Raw genomic sequence first — 16,322 nt, 5'->3', positions numbered from 1 at the left:
CCCATGGTGGCGCCGATGAAGAAGGCCGGGAAGAAGTCGACGTTGTAGTTGCCGGAGTCGGCGATCTCCTCGGGGTACACGGGCACCAAGACGTGTACCCTGCCGCCGACGTTCAGCGCCTTGTTGACGCCGGCGAGGATCCTGAAGACGTCACCCTTGTCGAACATGTCGAGGAAGTGCTTGATCATGACTACGTCGAAGCCCTCCGGAACGCCCGCGAAGACGTCGCCGCCGATGAACGAGCAGTGCTCTGACACACCGTTCGCGGCGAAGTTCGCCAGGCACTCCGCTTCCTTCTCCGGCAGGTCGAACGTCGTGACGTGAAGCCCGGGCGACGTCTTCAGCTTGTAGGCGTGCACGGCCCCGAGACCGGTGTTTCCGGCAAGGTCGAGCACACGCGATCCGGCCGGGATGTCGATGTTCTCGAAAAACCACGGATCGACGCGTGCGGTGACGGCGTTCATCAGGGTCGCCCAGGACTCGCGCAGGTCGGTGTGCTCGGCCACGGCCTGGTACATGGTTCCTTCGGAGCCGTAGAGCTCCTTCAGGCCGACGAGCGTGCCGGTACGCACGCTGTCGGTGAGGTAGAACAACTGCCTCAATGCCACGACCTTGATCATGTTCATATAGGTGAGCGCACGGCGTAGATCGGCCTGCGCGACCCCCGCCAGTGCGTCGAGGGTGTATGCGCCGGATGCCTCGTCAAGAGCGACGAAGCCTTCCTTGACCAGCAGGAGCAGCAGCTGTTCCAGGGCGTCCGGTTTGGCGCCGACGGCGGCGCCGAGTTCGGCCGCCGTCAGACCCGGAGCCTCCCGGAGCCGGTCGATCACACCGAGTTCGAAGCAGGACAGCAGCGTCATGAACCGCGTGGGTCCCACCATGTATTCACGGAATCGCGCGAGCGTGTCTTCGGGTGTCACTGCGTCCATCCCTTCGCAGGTCAGTCGCGGCCCATCGATACCTGGCCGACCTGGTAGTCGCCGCCGGGCTCGTGCACGATGACGTTCATGCGGTTGTAGAAGTTGATGAGCGCGATGAGCGACACCATCGCCGCGAGTTGCTCCTCGTCGTAGTGCTTGGTGGCGTTCGCCCAGGCCTCGTCCGTGACGCCGGCCGTGTCGGCCATGCGGGTGCCCTGCTCCGTCAGCTCCAGGGCGGCCCGCTCGGCGTCGGTGAAGACGGTGGCCTCCCGCCAGGCCGAGACCAGGACGATGCGCTGCCAGGACTCCCCGGCGGCCACGGCCTCCTTGGAATGCATGTCGACGCAGGCGCCGCAGCCGTTGATCTGACTGGCGCGCAGCCTCATCAGCTCCTGCGTCGCGAACGGCAGCGTCGACCTCGACACCTCGCGGCCCGCCGAGCTGACGTACTTGATCACCTTGGCCGCGAGCGGGCTGTCGGCGAGGCTCAAGCGGTGTTCCATCAAGAGGCTCCTTAACCGTGCAGCTCTACCTGGAGGCTGCTCAGACCCCAAGTGAGAATTCCCGCCCGCCACGGCGCGTCCTCGGGCGCCACCGAAAGACGCGCCTTCGGGAAGCGGTTCAGGAACTGCCCGATGGCGATCTCGGACTCGATGCGGGCCAGCGGTGCGCCTATGCAGAAGTGGATTCCATGGCCGAAAGCGAGATGCGGGTTGCTCTCGCGGTCCATCCGGAACTCGTTCGGTGCGTCGAACACCTCGGGGTCGTGGTTGGCGGCGCGCAGCGACACCATGATCATCTCCCCCTCGGCCACCTCGGCGCCGAACAGCTTCATCGGGCAGGAGGCGATGCGCGGCGCCGCCGACGTCGCGGGGCTCTCGAAGCGCAGGAACTCCTCGATCGCCGGGCCGAGCTCCCGCGGATCCGCCCGGACACGGTCGGCCCGCGCCGGATCGCTCAGCAGCAGGTGCAGGCCGCTGTCGATCAGGTTCGTCGCGGTCTCGTATCCGGCGACGATGAAGAGGTAGGCGGTCGAGATCAGCTCGTCCTCGCTGATCTCGCCGGTCTGGTCGCGCGCCGCGATCAGCGCCGAGAGCAGCGCGTCGTCCGGCTCGGCGCGGCGGCGCTCGACCAGCTCGCGCAGGTGCTCCACGAATTCGGTGACCTCCCGGACCGGGAAGACCGGGGCGCCGATGCCGGCGGTGAACGCATCCGCCCACTCCCGGTAGTTGGTCTGGTCCTGCGCCGGTATTCCGAGCAGTTCACAGATCACCTGGACGGGCAGCAGGCCCGCGTAGTCCGCGACCAGGTCGGCCCGCCCGCCGTCGCCGTCCAGCCGGTCCAGCAGCTCGGCGGCGAGCTGCTGGATCCGGGGACGCATCGCCTCGATCCGCCTGGGCACGAACACCTTGTTGACCAGCTTGCGCATCCGGGTGTGATCCGGCGGGTCGACTCGCAGCATCGAGGTGTTCATCGCGTTGCGCACGTGCGGGCTCAGCAGGCCCTGATCGAACCAGTCGACCTTGTCCTTGACCAACAAGCGCGGATCGCTCAGCACCTCGCGCACCTCGGCGTGCTTGGTGACCAGCCAGACCGGCGCACCGTTGGGCAGTTTGGCCCGCTGAATCGGCTTGGCCTCCTGGAGTACGGTGCGCACGTCTTCCGGTGACCCGGTCAACTCCACGACGCTCTGAGACTCACTCACGAGTTACCTCCGTGTCATGTGTGCCCTGTTTACGGATCGTTCGCGGCGCGGCGGGATCAGGCGGCGGCGCGGCCCGCCTTCAGCGCGGCGGCGGTGTCGACCAGGCGGCGAGCCTGGTGACGGGCCGCCTGAACGGCCACCTCGGCACCCGCGGCGTCGTTCGCCACCACAGAGGTGCCGTAGGGGTTGCCCGACTTGAACTGGATCGGGTCGGTGTAGCCGGGGGGCACGATGATGCCACCCCAGTGGTAGAAGGTGTTCGCCAGCGTCAGCAGGGTCGACTCCTGGCCGCCGTGGGCCGTGTTGGACGCGGTGAAGGCCGAGTACACCTTGCCCGCGAGCTTGCCCTGGAACCACAGCCCGCCGGTGGCCTCGATGTACGCCCGCAGTTGGCTGGCCGGGTTGCCGAAGCGCGTCGGGGTGCCGAACAGCACCGCGTCGGCCCACTCCAGGTCGTCGAGGCTCGCCTCGGCGACGTCCGCGGTGGCGTCGACGTGCTTGGCCCAGGCCTCCTTGGCGTCGATCGCCTCCCGCGGAGCCGTCTCGGCGACCTTGCGCAGCCGCACGGTCGCGCCGGCCTTCTCCGCGCCCTCGGCGGCGGCCTGGGCCAGCGTGTGCACCGTGCCGGTGGCGCTGTAGTAGATGATTGCGACGTTCACGCTTTCCACGATCGGGTTCCTCGTCTTCGTCGGGATAAGGTTCGGTTCACCGGTACGACGACATAGCCCTGTGAAACGTCAGGCGACGCACCATGACCAACGCGACCGAGCCGGGGCTCGGCGAACTCGATCCCGACCTGAGCACGATCACCGGCGAGCGGCACCGGCTGATCAACCTGGCGTACCGGCTCCTCGGCTCGCTGACCGACGCCGAGGACGTCGTGCAGGAGGCCTGTGCCCGGTGGTACGCCATGCCCCGGTCGCAGCGAGACGGGATCGCGTCGCCGGGCGGCTGGCTGACGACCGTCGCCGGCCGTATCTGTCTCGACCTGCTCGGCTCGGCACGAGCCAGGCGGGAGCACTACGTGGGCGAGTGGATCCCCGAGCCGCTGCCCGACCACGCCGCGTGGATCGGCGGGCCGGGCGGCACCCCGTCCGAGCCGGCGGATCCGGCCGACCGGGTCACCCTCGACGAGTCGGTGGACATGGCCTTCCTCGTCGTGCTTGAGTCGATGAGCCCGGCCGAGCGGGTGGCGTTCATCCTGCACGACGTCTTCCGCTACTCCTTCGCCGAGGTGGCCGAGATCATCGGCCGCACCCCGGCGGCGTGTCGGCAGCTGGCCTCGTCGGCCCGCGGCCGTATCCGCGACTCGCGGTCCCCGGCGACCCCGGTGGCCGAGCGGGCCGGCATCGTCAGGGCCTTCAAACGGGCGTGGGAAGCCAAGGACGTCGACGCCCTCGTGGGACTGCTGGCCCCCGACGCGACGGCGACCGGCGACGGCGGCGGACTGGTCCGGGCCGCGCCGCGCCCCGTCGAGGGCGCCGAGCAGGTCGCGCATTTCTTCGCCGGACTGGCCGGTGCGCCGGACCTGGTGCTTCAGGAGCGCGCGGTGAACGGCCGGCCCGGTCTGGTGGCCCGGCGCGGCGGCGTCGCCGTGTCGGTGCTGGCGTTCGACGTCGCGGGTGACCGGATCAAGCGGATCTGGGCGGTGCTCAATCCCGACAAGCTGCGGGCCTGGGCCTGACGGCGGCCGCATACCGCATCACCCGTGCTCGTCGGCGGATCCGGTACCGGACAGCAGCATCTGGTTCAGCATCCGGGCGTTCCAGTTGAAGTACGCCTGGATCTTGTAGTTCTCCTCGCCGGCGGCCGAGGTGCCGGCGTAGTAGATGAACCTTTCGTCGGCGCTGGAGTACGGAACGTCCCGCAGCAGCTGCTCGATCTTCGGCTCGATGGGAACGGGAAGCGCGGCGGCGTTCGGGGTCATCACGGCGTAGCAGAACCGCTCCACCCTCGCGGACTGCCAGTTCAGCGAGACGTAGATGCCGAACGCCTTCTCGCCGAGCCGCACCATCGCCTCGCTGGGGTCCGGCAGGTCGAGGTCGCGGACCATGGACACGATGGTCTTCGGCTCAAGACACTCCTCCGGCAGGCCGCCGAAGTACACGTTCACCGAGCGGTGCGGGTAGTCGATCCCGAACAGGTTCACCTTGTCGCCGCCGAGACCGTACCGCTCGAAGTAGTCGAGATTCGCGGTCACGCCCCGCGGCATGGCCGGGATGCCGGCGAGCGTCGACAGTCGCTGCATGCCGTCCGGAGGGAAGAACGCGTAGGCCTTCTTGAAGCCTCCGACGACACCGAAGTCGACGCCGAAACTGCCGACGCCGCAGCGTTCGCGGATCTGCGAGAGCAGGACGCCGCTGGGATGCTCCGTCGGCGCGATCAGGCCGTTCGAGAGGGCGACGGTGTACGGATCGGTGTCCTGCGGAAGCGTGAAGCCCAGGAAGCGCCAGTCGAGGTCCCCCGCGTAGCGCGCGCCGGTTCCCAGCCGGAAGGCGGTCACGGCCTTCGGGATCACGTCGGCGTACGCGGTCAGGACGGGCCAGACCGTATCGCGCGAGCACGGTATGTCCAGCAGCCGGGCCGATTCCTCGATGGCCGAGTAGAGGTCGGCCGGCTCAACGGTCTCGGGCATGCATCCTCCAAGCGTCCGGGCTACCGGGCGAGAACCAGGGTGGCGGGGGAAGGCGTGGGGTGGAAGGCGATGTCCTCGAAGCCTGCCTTGGTGAGCCAGGCCTGGAAGTCGGCTCTGCGCCAGGTGCTGCCGTGCTTGCTCTTGAGCAGCATCTCCGAGGCGAACAGCAGCGCGAAGGGCGGGCCGCCGCGGTCGTCGTCGACGATGAAGTCGCTGACGACCAGCGTGCCGCCGGGCTTGAGGGCGCCGCGGATCCTGGCGAAGAGCGCCATGTTCTCCTGCGGCCCCTCCTGGTGTGCGATGTTGGAGTAGATCACGATGTCGTGGACCGCGCTGCCGAAGTCGGTGGTGTGGAGGTCGCCGTCGACGCAGCTGAACCGGTCGGCCACGCCGCGCTCGGCCACGCGCCGCCGGGCGATCGCGTTGATCGGGGCCCAGTCGAGCTGGGTCGAGCGGGCCTGCGGATTGAGCGCGAGCCAGAGTGCCGAGTAGACGCCCGGACCGCCTCCGATGTCGAGGATCGAGATCGGGCCGGCCTGCGCCAGCCGGAGCAGACCGGCGGCGGCCGTCGCCACCGGGACCGACTGCGCGGCGATCGCCGTGACCACCTTCTCCCAGTGCGGGTTGTCGGCCACCTCCACCGTCGCGTTCACCGGCGCGCCGGCGCGGACCACGTCGGGCAGGGCCTTGAGGCCGTCCGCGTGCTCCAGCTTGAGCCGCGCGAAGTCGGTCAGGCTGGTGGGCCGGCCCTCGACCAGGAAGGCGGACGCCTGCGCGGTGTTGCGGTAACGGCCGCCGCGCGTCTCCACCAGGCCCAGGGCGACGAGCCCGTCGAGCAGTGCCTCGGCGCCACGTTGCGAGATCCCGGCCCGGCCGGCCAGCCCCTCGGCGGTGTCCACGCCCGCTTCGAGGTGCGTGAACAGGGCGTGGCTCGCCGCCACGCCGAGGATGCCGGTGGACCAGTAACCGTTGGCGAGTTGCAGAATCCGGTCCGGTGTCGGTTCGTCGCCGGTCACGACGCCGCTCCTCTCAGGCCGTGGCCGTCTTGGTCGCGCGCAGGATGGCTCGGCGCAGGACGGCGTCCGGCGTCAGGCCGGAGGGGTCGTCGTCGATCACGCTGGTGACCTCGAACCCGCATTCCTTCAGCCAGCCGCGGTAGGTCGAGACCTTCTGCGCGCCGCCGCGCCCGATGGTGCCGCCGAGGATGAAGGCCGGGAAGAAGTCGGCCTGGTAGTCGGTGGGGTCCGCGAGGTCCTCCGGGTACACCGCCACCAGGATGACCAGTTCGCCGCCGTCCTCCAGCGACCGATTGGCGTTGCGGAAGATCCTGAGCACCTCGTCCTTGTCGAAGATGTCGAGGAAGTGCTTGACCATCACGACGTCGAAACCGGCGGGCATGCCCTCCAGCACGTCGCCGCCGACGAACGAGCAGCGGTCCGACACGCCGGCGTCCCGGAAGCTGCGCAGGCACTCCTCCTCGAACTCGGGCCGGTCGAAGGTCGTCACCCGCAGCTGCGCCGACGCCGTCAACCGCTGGGTCATGACGGCGCCCAGGCCGTTCCCGCCGAGGACGTCGAGGACGCGGGCGCCCGTGGGCAGCCGGACGTTCCCGAAGAACCACGGGTACACGCTGGCCGTCATCACCTCCGCCAGCCCCATCCAGGCGTCGCGCACGTCCTTGAGCGCGCCGACGGCGCCGAACAGGTTGCCGTCGAATCCGTACACTTCCTTCAGGCCCACGACCGAGCCGGCACGCGCGCTCTCGGAGAGATAGAACATCTGCCTGAGCAGGACGACCTTGATCATGTTCATGAAGGCGAGCGCCCGTTTGAGGTCGGCCTCGGGGACGTCGGCGATCGCGCCGAGCGAGTAGGCGCCGGAGTCCTCGTCGTAGGTGACGAAGCCCTCCTTGACCGGCAGGATGAGCAGCTGTTCGACGGATCCCGGGCTGACGCCGACCGCCTCGCCGATCCGGGCCGCGGTCATGCCGGGGTCGGCGCGCAGCGCATCGATGATCCCGAGTTCGAAACAGGACAGCAGGTTCATGAACCGGGTGGGTCCCACCATGTACTCGCGGAACCGCGCAAGCGTGGCCTCAGGCGTCATCAGGTCGTGAAGTCCCTTCTGCGGTCCGGCATCGCCGGAAATCATCCGCCACCCGACTTGGCCGGGACTAGGCGGCGGCTTGGCGCCGGGTTGGCGGCGGCCTATATGGCAGTGTTCTGTAACTAAATCAAAGGACCCGGCCGCACCACCGGCCTCATTGAATCAGCACTCTCACAGCTCTTGACAACCGCTCCCCACGATAGTCATGATCAGGACCATGATTCGGGGACCACGGGCTAGTTCATCCATCGTATCAATATACTGATCAGCGCTGACCTGTCGTTACATCTTCCTGCCGCCGACTTGGAAGAACCAACGATATGACTGATGCAGAAGCCACCCGGCCGGTCAAACCACGACAACAACGGACGAAGATACACGGCACACCATCAGGCCCGGTGGAATTCCGCGCGCTGGGCCCGGTCGAGGCGCTGGTCGGCGGGCGTCCGGTGGACCTGGGCACGCCCAAGCAGCGCGTCCTGCTCACGCTGTTGATCAGCCGGATCGGCCAACCGCTGTCGGTGGACGTGATGCTCGAAGAGCTCTGGTCGGGCCGGCCGCCGGCCTCGGCGGTGACCTCGCTACAGGCGTACGTGGCCAATCTGCGCAGGGTGCTGGAGCCGGCCAGGGCGCCGCGGACCCCCGCGAAGGTGCTGCGCACCGGCGACCGGGGCTACCTGATCGACAGCGGCGCCGCGGTCGACGTGCAGTGCTTCGAGGAGCGCGCCACCGCGGGGTGGAAGGCGTGGGACCGCGGCGAGCCGCAGGAGGCGCTGCGCGAGTTCGAGTCCGCGCTGGGGCTGTGGCGGGGGCAGGCATACGTGGAGCTGCCCATCACCTCGCAGGCCATGCCGGAGGCGGCGCGGCTGGAGGAGCTGCGCCTCTCGGCCGTCGAGGGCCGCTGCGCGGCGCTGCTCGCGGTGGGGGCGCACGAGGTGGCGGTGGCCGAGTTGGAGGCCTTCGTGCAGGCCCATCCGCTGCGCGAGTACGGGTGCGAACTGCTGAGCCTGGCGCTGTACCGCGCCGGGCGGCAGGCCGACGCCCTGGCGGTGCTGCGGGCCAACCAGAAACGCCTGGCCGAGCAGCTGGGAATCGACCCCAGACCGGCATTGCAGAACCTTGAGCGCGAGATCCTGAATCAGGCCCCGGAGCTGGAGTGGCGGCCGGCCCCGCCCGCCACCGCGCGCGCGCTCGCGTTCCCGCCGCGGATCCGCCCGGCCGCCGAGCCGCCGGCCGCCGGCTCAGAGCTCTTCATCGGGCGCGAGGCGCAGCTGCGGCAGCTGTTCGAGGCGCTGGCCGCCGCCACGGCCGGCCACGGCCGGGTGGTGACGGTCTCCGGGGAGCTGGCGGTCGGCAAGACCAGCCTGCTGCGGCACTTCACCGCCCTGGCGGGCGCGCCGGTGCTCTGGGGCGCCTGCCCCGAGCACCTGGCCACGCCGCCGCTGTGGCCGTGGCAGCAGGTACTGCGCGCGGCCGCCGCCCGCTGCCAGGGCTGTCCGCTCCCGGCGCCGGTGGCCGAACTGCTCGACGCGGACGCCGAGCGGCCCGCGGACGCGGCGGCCGAGCCCGCCGCCACGATGCGCCGGTTCGAGGCGATCGTGCACTACCTGCTCGACGTCGCCCGCAGCACGCCGCTGGTGATCGTGCTCGACCATCTGCACCGCGCGGACCCCGGCTCGCTGCAACTGCTCGCGCATCTGGCCGAGTCGGTGCCGACCGGCCGCCTGCTGATAGCCGTGTCCTATCAGTCGGGCGAGACCGCGGCGGCCGCTCCCTCGGCCGTGCTCGCGCGCGCGGAGACGACGCGGGTGGAGCTGACCGGCTTCGACGTGCGGGACACCCAGGCCCTGGCCGGGGCGATGCTGCGGCGGGAGGTGGGCCGGCCCGCCGCGGAGGCGTTGCGGGCCCGCACCGAGGGCAATCCGTTCTTCCTCAGGGAGCTGATCAAGGTGGCGGCCGGCGAGGGCCGGCTGGAGCAGCCGCACACCGCGCCGGTCCCGGTGCCGGTGCGCGAGGTGGTGCTGCGCCGCGTCGCCCGCCTTCCGCGGGCCGCGGCCGACCTGCTGGTGGTGGCCTCCGTCGCCGGCCGCAGCTTCCCCATCGACGCCGTCGCCGAGGCCGCCTCGGTGGACAGCGAGACGGCGCTGGGGCTGGTCGAGGCCATCATGGCGGCGGGTCTCGTGGTGGAGGACCCGCACCGGCTCGGCTGGTTCCGCTTCACGCACGCGCTGACCGCCGAGGTGCTCAACGGGACCGTCGGGCGGCTGCGCCGGGCCCGGCTGCTGCGGCGGATCGACGCGGTGCCGGGCCGGGCTCCCGAGGGACAGCACCAGAAGGACGCGATGGGCATCCGGCACTTGTCAATCGAGGTCTGATTCAGCGCGGATTCGCGCGCCGCGGAAAGCCGCGCAGCCGGCGCGGCTGCGCCAAGTCGGTGCCAATCCGCCGACCAGTCCCGGCCAAGCCCCATGGCGGATGCTGGCGGCATGCAGACCCCTGCCCGCTGACGGGAGTCGGCGCCGTGGCCGCCTCCAGGCACGGCCGGGTGACGTGCACGGGGCACGCGGTCCGTCGAACACTGCGAAGGGGACTTCCCTATGAAGGGCTTCACGAGGCAGGGGCTGTACCTCGGCGCCATGGCGCAGCAGGCGGCGGCCTCACACGGCTCGACGCTGCTCACCCTCGACCATGATCTGGACGTCCTGCCCGAGGCGGGCCGCCGGCTGACGGTGGCCGAACTCGCCTACCACGTGGACGACTTGGCCGGCCGGCTGTCGGCGGCCGGGGTCCGCTCCCGTGAGCACGTCGCGATCTACAAGACCGCCAACTTCGACGCCTCCATGCTCACCATGGCCGTCTCGCGAATCGGCGCGGTTCCCGTGACGCTCTCCCCCGCACTGAACGGCACGACTGTAGGCACGCTGCTCGGCCGCCTGAACCAGCCGCACCTGATCACCGACGCGGCCAAACTCGCCGTGCTGGCCGACGTTCCGCTCAAGAACCTCACCCGCACGGTACTGAGCGCCACTGAGCCGGCGCCGGGAGTGGTCGCACTGCCCGAACTCGCCGGTTCGCCGCGGCCCGTGCCGGTGTTCCTCGACGTGGACGAGGCGGCGCTGATCACGCACACCTCCGGAACGACCGGGGTACCCAAGCTGGTCGTGCACACGCCGCGGACGATGCGCACACGGCTGCGACCCCAGCTGTTCCTCCTGGGGCTGATGCGCAAGAAGGAGAGCGTCGCGATCGCGATCCCGTTCGTGCATTCGCGGACCTTCGCGGCGCTGGCGCTGTGCCTCATCAAGGCTCTGCCGATGCAGCTGGTGAAGGAGTCCGACCCGAAGCTCGTCGCGGAGTTCTTCCTCAAGCACCGGCCGGGGCTGATCGAGGCGCTGCCCAACCTGCTGGTGGAGTGGGAGGCACTCGCCGACGATCCGCGCCGGCCCTTCGCGTCGGTGAAGTACTTCAGCAGCACCTTCGACGCGATCCACCCGCGCACGATCAGCCGGCTGATCGACTCCTCCGCGCGGCGCGGCGCGTTGTTCTTCCAGATCTACGGGCAGAGCGAGGTCGGCGGGGCGGTCGGCCGCCCCTACTTCCGCCGCTCGGCGCACCGGACGGACGGGCGCTGCGTCGGCTGGGCGCTGCCAGGCAGCGCGCGCACCCGCGTGACCAGCCGCGACGGCAGGCCGCCGTCCAGGCAGAACCCCGGCTACATCGAGGTCTCGTGGGCGGGCATCGCAAAGACCTACTTCGGGCAGCAGGAGCTGTTCGAGGCCGGCATGCACGACGGGTGGCGGCGGACCGGGGACGTCGGCTACCGCACCCGGACCGGCTGCCTGCACATGCTCGACCGCGAGGTGGACATGATCGCCGGCGTGGGCAGCAACCTCGAAATCGAAGACGTGATGATGGCCAAGCTCACCGAGCTGATGGAGCTGATCGTGGTGACCGGCCCGGACGGCGAGCCGATCCCGGTGGTCTGCACGCTGGAGGACCGGCGGCTGGACCCGGCGCGCTGGCGGGCTGCCGCCGCCGCCTTCCCGCAGTTGGCCGACCCGGTCCAGCTGCCGTGGGCAGAGGTCCCGCGCACCGCGACGATGAAGGTGCAGCGGGTCGAGCTCGCCCGCCGACTCGCCGAGAGGGCGGCCGCGGCGGAGTGAACCACGCCCAGCCGGGCACGGCGAGCCCTTGCATACGCAGGCTGATCAGCGCCGGACCACTTACTAGGCAGAAGGCAGGGTAGACGGTGCCGACTTTGTGCAAGCCCGCGGTGAGCGTGCCGGAATACGTCATCACGATGGAGGAGACGCTTGAGTTCGCCGAGAGGGCGCACGCGGGCAAGCCGCAGCTGCCGCTGGCGCTGCGGCTGATCAGGAACACCGGGGTGCGCAAGAGGCATATCGTCCAGCCGATCGAGCAGACGCTGCGCCATCCGGGCCTGGAGGAGCGCAACCGCATCTATGAGGTCGAATCCAAGAAGCGCTGTCCCGAGGTCGTCGAGCAGGCCATGGCGAACGCCGGCCTCGCCGCGCGGGACATCGACGCGATCATCTACGTCTCGTGCACCGGCTTCCTGATGCCGTCGCTGACCGCATGGCTCATCAACACCATGGGGATGCGGTCCAACACCCGGCAGGTGCCCATCGCGCAGCTGGGCTGCGCCGCGGGCGGCGCGGCGATCAACCGCGCGCACGACTTCTGCACCGCCTACCCCGGGTGCAACGTTCTGATCGTCTCGTGCGAGCTGTGCTCGCTGTGCTACCAGCCCGACGACGACGGCGTCGGATCGCTGCTGTCCGACGGGCTGTTCGGCGACGCGGTGGCGGCGGCCGTGGTACGCGGCAGCGGTGGTACCGGGATGGCCCTGGAGCGCAACGCCTCGTATCTGATCCCGGACACCGAGGAGTGGATCTCGTACGCGGTGCGCTCCACCGGCTTCCACTTCCAGCTGGACCGCCGCGTGCCCGGCACGATGGAACCGCTCGCCCCGGTGCTGCGCGAACTGGCCACCGACCACGGCTGGGACGCGCGCACCCTCGACTTCTACATCGTCCACGCCGGCGGCCCGCGCATTCTCAGCGACCTGAGCAAGTTCCTCGAAGTCGACATCAAGGCGTTCCGGCACAGCTGGGCGACCCTGACCGAGTACGGCAACATCGCCAGCGCGGTCGTGTTCGACGCGCTGCGCCGGCTGTTCGAGGAGGGCGTCACGACGCCGGGCGCCACCGGCATGGTCGCCGGGTTCGGCCCGGGCATCACCGCCGAGATGGCGGTGGGCAGCTGGGTCGCGGACCCCTCGCGCGAGCGGGAATCCGAGCTGCTGGGCGTGGCCGCGCCGTACCTCGGTCGCCCGGCCTAGCCAACCCGGGCACGGCGAAAAGACGGAAAAGGAGAGAGGGAGACGCGGATGGACGGCCTCATCGTCCCGCCCGGCCAGGGCCGCAAGCTCGTCACCAGAGCCCAGGACGTCACATTCAAGGCCACCGGCGCGGACGGCTCCTTCGCGTCCACCTTCGAGGTGGTGGTCCCGCCGGGCTTCGACGTCGGCGCGCACGTCCACGACGCGGCGACCGAGTTCTTCTACATCCTCGAAGGAGAGCTCGAACTGTTCGCCTTCGAACCGGTCGAGCGCACGCAGGGGCCGTGGCAGGACTGGAAGTCCGCGGCCGGCGACCGGCCGCTGCGCGCGGGCGCGGGCAGCTGCATGCTCGTGCCGACCGGGTGCCCGCACGCCTTCAAGAACCCGTCGCAGCAGCCCACGCGCATGCTCTTCCAGAGCTCTCCGCCGCCGGATCACGAGCGCTATTTCGAGGAGCTGACCGAGATCTTCTCCGCGGGCCGGACGGTGGACTCGGATGCAGTGCAGCGGCTGCGCGACCGCTACGACGTCAAGCAGCTCACGCCACTGCGCTACGGCCTCCCGCCTGAGTCCCGCGGCTTCCGGCGCGTAACAGGCGACACGACCCCGCCCCACATCTCGGACACCATCTCGGACACCGTCTAGAAGAGGTGCGCAATGATCGCCAGCCGCAAGGACGATCACGTCAGGCTCGCGCTGGAGCAGCAGAACGGCCACGGCGGGCGCAGCCAGTTCGACGACGTGTCCTTCGTCCACCACGCGCTGCACGGCATCGACCGCGACGAGGTGTCGCTGGCAACGCGGTTCGCCGGCCTCCGCTGGCAGGTGCCGCTGTACATCAACGCGATGACCGGCGGCAGCGCCATGACCGGAGCCATCAACCGGGACCTGGCCATCGCCGCCCGGGAGACCGGCGTCCCGATCGCCACCGGCTCGCTCAGTGCGTACTTCAAGGACGAGTCGGTGGCCGGCACCTTCAGCGTGATGCGCCGCGAGAACCCTGACGGGTTCATCATGGCGAACGTCAACGCGACGGCCACCGTGCAAGATGCACGCCGGGCCGTCGACCTGCTGCGCGCCGACGCCCTACAGATCCACCTGAATGTGATTCAGGAGACCGTGATGCCCGAGGGCGACCGGTCGTTCTCGTCCTGGGGCCCGCGGATCGAGAAGATCGCGGCCGGGGTCGGCGTCCCGGTGATCGTCAAGGAGGTCGGGTTCGGGCTCAGCCGGGAGACCGTACAGCGGCTGCGGGAGCTCGGCGTGCACGCGGCCGACGTGGCCGGGCGCGGCGGCACGAACTTCGCCCGCATCGAGAACGGCCGACGTGAGCACGCCGACTACGGGTACCTCGACGGCTGGGGCCAGTCCACGCCCGCATGCCTCTTGGACGCGCGGGACGCGGGGTTGCCGCTGCTGGCCTCCGGAGGCGTGCGCGACCCGCTCGACGTGGCACGCTGCCTGGCGCTCGGCGCCACCGCGGTCGGGAGCTCCGGCGGGTTTCTCAGAACCCTCATCGACGGCGGCGTGCCCGCGCTGATCGCGCGGATCTCGGCCTGGCAGGATCAGTTGGCCGCGCTGATGACCGCGCTCGGCGCGCGCACCCCGGCCGCGCTGACCGAGTGCGACCTTCTGATCGGCGGTGAGCTTCGCTGGTTCTGCACCGACCGGGGTATCGACACCGCGGCTCTGGCCACCCGTTCCCGTCTTCCCGCGGCCGTCGCCAGCTGAAATCCGGTGAATCCGGGCCGCTCGGTCAGCCGGACAACCAGCCGACCGGTTGACCAAGCTCCCCGATCAGCTCACTCAGGCCCGCCCGCGTGCGCCCGCACCGCAGCGCGCAGGGCGGTAGCGACGCGTTCGACCTTTTCCATGGTCAGCTCGGCGTGCATGGGGATAGCCATGTGGTGCTGGAAGAGGTCTGCCGAGACCGGGCACGTCTGCTTGGTCTCGTAGACCGGCTGCAAGTGGCTGGCCCACGTGCCGTGTCCGCAGCCGATGCCCTGAGCGCGCAGGTCGGCCGCGACCGCCGCGCGGCTGACGCTCGGGTCCAGCCTCACGAGGTAGGACTGCCAGGCGTGGGTGCGGTCCTCCGGCACGAAGGGCAGCGTGATGAGTTCCTCGTCGGCGAGCAGTTCGGTGTAGCGCGCGGCAAAGGCGTTGCGGCGTGCGAGCAACTCGTCGATCCGGCCGAGTTGCACCTGAAGGATCGCGGCCGCGATGTCGGAGAGCTTGTAGTTGTAGCCGATCTCGGTGAACACCGGGATCGGGAGGCCGACGATCCGCGCCTGATCGAAGATGGCTTCGATGCCAAAAGACGCACGCTTGCGCGCAGCCGCCGCGAGCTGCGGATCAGCGGTGAGCAGCGCCCCGCCCTCGCCGCTGCTGATCCCCTTGCGGCCGTGGAACGACAAGCATGCCGTCGGCGCCAGCGCACCCGCCTGCACGCCTTTGTACGTCGCGCCGACCGCGCACGCGGCGTCTTCGACGAGGAAGAGCCCATGTCGCCGGGTGAGTTCCACCAGCTCCGTGTAGTCAGCAGGCAGGCCAACCGTGTCCACGGCGATGATGCCCACCGTGCGCGGGCCGATCAGGTCGGCGACGACGTCCGGATCAATAGTGCCGGTGTCGGCGCGCACGTCGGCGAAGATCGGAGTCGCGCCGACGTAGTGCACCGCATGCGCAGGAGCCGGGAACGTGTAGTCCGCGACGATCACTTCGTCGCCCGGCTTCACACCGTGAGCGAGCAGGGCCAAGTGCAGCGCGCAGCCGCAGTTGCTCACCGCGACCGCGCCGCCGACGCCGTACCGGTCGGCCAGCTCGGCCTCCAAAGCCTTGCTCCGCGGCCCCTGCCCGGCCGGCCAGCCCGAGGCGAACACCTCCGCGACGGCGGCGAGTTCCTGCTCGCCCAGGCTCGCATGCACCAGGGGAATCGCGTCCATAACGGCCACCTTCGCGTCGGTCTGCTCAGACAGCATCGACCACCGGACTTGGTCACGACTATCCGGCGAATTGGTGTCGGCTTGGCACCGCATCGATTCGGAAGCGTCGTCAACGCTGTAGGTGCCGTTTACTCGCCCGTGCTGGTCAGGCCGCGTGTTCGTACTCGTGCAGGATTCCGCCGAGGCAGTCGCGTCTTCGGACGTCAAGATGGAGAATGCGGGCCTGTTGGGTGATCGGTTCGGGTGCTGGACGCAGTGGCGTGGCTGGTGCAGCGTCCGGTGTGGGCACCCAGCGTTCCATGACGGCGTTCATCCGGGGCATCCGTATCTCGGTGAGTACCACGGCGATGCCCGCGTCGGCGAGTGCCTCATCGAAGAGAACGGGGAACTTCGAGTCGCGGTCACGGATCGGGTACTTGACCGTGGCCTGACACTCGCCAAAGCCGTGGCGTCCCTCAACCACCGCCTCGTCAAGTTCCTGTCCCGATGCCCGAACTACTATCGACCCTGTTCACACCGGTGGATCCAACAGATCGCGGACCATGACGAAGCTCTGATGAATAAGCTTCCAGCACCGGAGCCAGGGCATATGCCGACTCCGAGCCCTTAGCATGAGCTATGACCACCTCGACCATCGACATCATTACTCTGC

15 protein-coding genes are annotated in these 16,322 nt (G+C 69.7%); 6 read left to right on the top strand and 9 right to left on the bottom strand.

Annotated features, from left to right (window positions below; translation table 11 throughout):
• The 4 genes from VGS97_RS21375 to wrbA all read right to left on the bottom strand — a co-directional run.
• Positions 1-920: methyltransferase (locus VGS97_RS21375; protein WP_326855392.1), on the bottom strand; the 920-nt coding region annotated here is incomplete at its 3' end.
• Positions 921-940: 20 nt separating this feature from the next.
• Positions 941-1,423 carry a carboxymuconolactone decarboxylase family protein gene (locus VGS97_RS21370; RefSeq protein ID WP_326855391.1) on the bottom strand — a complete coding sequence of 161 codons (483 nt, stop codon included), beginning with the start codon at positions 1,421-1,423 and terminating at the stop codon, positions 941-943.
• An 11-nt stretch (positions 1,424-1,434) separates the two neighbouring features.
• Positions 1,435-2,625 carry a cytochrome P450 gene (locus VGS97_RS21365; RefSeq protein WP_326855390.1) on the bottom strand — a complete coding sequence of 397 codons (1,191 nt, stop codon included), beginning with the start codon at positions 2,623-2,625 and terminating at the stop codon, positions 1,435-1,437.
• Positions 2,626-2,681: 56 nt separating this feature from the next.
• Entirely contained in the window at positions 2,682-3,293 is a 612-nt protein-coding gene (wrbA, locus tag VGS97_RS21360; protein ID WP_349262207.1) for an NAD(P)H:quinone oxidoreductase, read from the bottom strand.
• A gap of 83 nt (positions 3,294-3,376) precedes the next feature.
• Here wrbA and sigJ point away from each other — a divergent pair, with 83 nt between their 5' ends.
• Complete coding sequence (gene sigJ / locus VGS97_RS21355; RefSeq protein WP_326855388.1) at positions 3,377-4,309, top strand: RNA polymerase sigma factor SigJ; 933 nt, start codon at positions 3,377-3,379, stop codon at positions 4,307-4,309.
• 18 nt (positions 4,310-4,327) lie between these two features.
• On the opposite strand, the gene VGS97_RS21350 is transcribed toward sigJ, so the two are convergent.
• The 3 genes from VGS97_RS21350 to VGS97_RS21340 are packed head-to-tail and all read right to left on the bottom strand — an operon-like array spanning position 4,328 to position 7,366.
• Entirely contained in the window at positions 4,328-5,260 is a 933-nt protein-coding gene (locus VGS97_RS21350) for an aromatic prenyltransferase (RefSeq protein ID WP_326855387.1), read from the bottom strand.
• Positions 5,261-5,280: 20 nt separating this feature from the next.
• Complete coding sequence (locus VGS97_RS21345; protein WP_326855386.1) at positions 5,281-6,276, bottom strand: methyltransferase; 996 nt, start codon at positions 6,274-6,276, stop codon at positions 5,281-5,283.
• Between the two features lie 13 nt (positions 6,277-6,289).
• Positions 6,290-7,366 (bottom strand): methyltransferase, encoded by a 1,077-nt coding sequence (locus VGS97_RS21340; protein ID WP_326855385.1) that lies wholly within the window; start codon positions 7,364-7,366, stop codon positions 6,290-6,292.
• A gap of 398 nt (positions 7,367-7,764) precedes the next feature.
• On the opposite strand from VGS97_RS21340, the gene VGS97_RS21335 reads away from it, so the two are divergent.
• The 5 genes from VGS97_RS21335 (at position 7,765) to fni (ending at position 14,459) form a co-directional block, all read left to right on the top strand.
• Positions 7,765-9,741: a BTAD domain-containing putative transcriptional regulator gene (locus VGS97_RS21335; RefSeq protein WP_326855384.1), complete on the top strand. Its 1,977-nt coding sequence runs from the start codon at positions 7,765-7,767 to the stop codon at positions 9,739-9,741.
• Between the two features lie 222 nt (positions 9,742-9,963).
• Positions 9,964-11,529 carry a class I adenylate-forming enzyme family protein gene (locus VGS97_RS21330; protein ID WP_326855383.1) on the top strand — a complete coding sequence of 522 codons (1,566 nt, stop codon included), beginning with the start codon at positions 9,964-9,966 and terminating at the stop codon, positions 11,527-11,529.
• Positions 11,530-11,666: 137 nt separating this feature from the next.
• Positions 11,667-12,728: a type III polyketide synthase gene (locus VGS97_RS21325; RefSeq protein WP_349262208.1), complete on the top strand. Its 1,062-nt coding sequence runs from the start codon at positions 11,667-11,669 to the stop codon at positions 12,726-12,728.
• A 48-nt stretch (positions 12,729-12,776) separates the two neighbouring features.
• Positions 12,777-13,373 carry a cupin domain-containing protein gene (locus VGS97_RS21320; RefSeq protein WP_326855381.1) on the top strand — a complete coding sequence of 199 codons (597 nt, stop codon included), beginning with the start codon at positions 12,777-12,779 and terminating at the stop codon, positions 13,371-13,373.
• Positions 13,374-13,385: 12 nt separating this feature from the next.
• Positions 13,386-14,459, top strand: a complete 1,074-nt coding sequence (gene fni / locus VGS97_RS21315) for a type 2 isopentenyl-diphosphate Delta-isomerase (RefSeq protein ID WP_326855380.1) — start codon at positions 13,386-13,388, stop codon at positions 14,457-14,459.
• 71 nt (positions 14,460-14,530) lie between these two features.
• Here the strand turns inward: fni and VGS97_RS21310 are convergent, their stop codons facing one another.
• Positions 14,531-15,670, bottom strand: coding sequence for a DegT/DnrJ/EryC1/StrS aminotransferase family protein (locus VGS97_RS21310; RefSeq protein WP_326855379.1), 1,140 nt, complete (start codon positions 15,668-15,670; stop codon positions 14,531-14,533).
• A gap of 145 nt (positions 15,671-15,815) precedes the next feature.
• Positions 15,816-16,133 carry a hypothetical protein gene (locus VGS97_RS21305; RefSeq protein ID WP_326855378.1) on the bottom strand — a complete coding sequence of 106 codons (318 nt, stop codon included), beginning with the start codon at positions 16,131-16,133 and terminating at the stop codon, positions 15,816-15,818.
• Positions 16,134-16,322 lie beyond the last annotated feature (189 nt).

This window comes from Actinocrinis sp. (assembly GCF_035946395.1).
Taxonomy (GTDB): Bacteria; Actinomycetota; Actinomycetes; order Streptomycetales; family Catenulisporaceae; genus Actinocrinis.
This window is presented reverse-complemented; position numbering and strand designations above follow the sequence as displayed.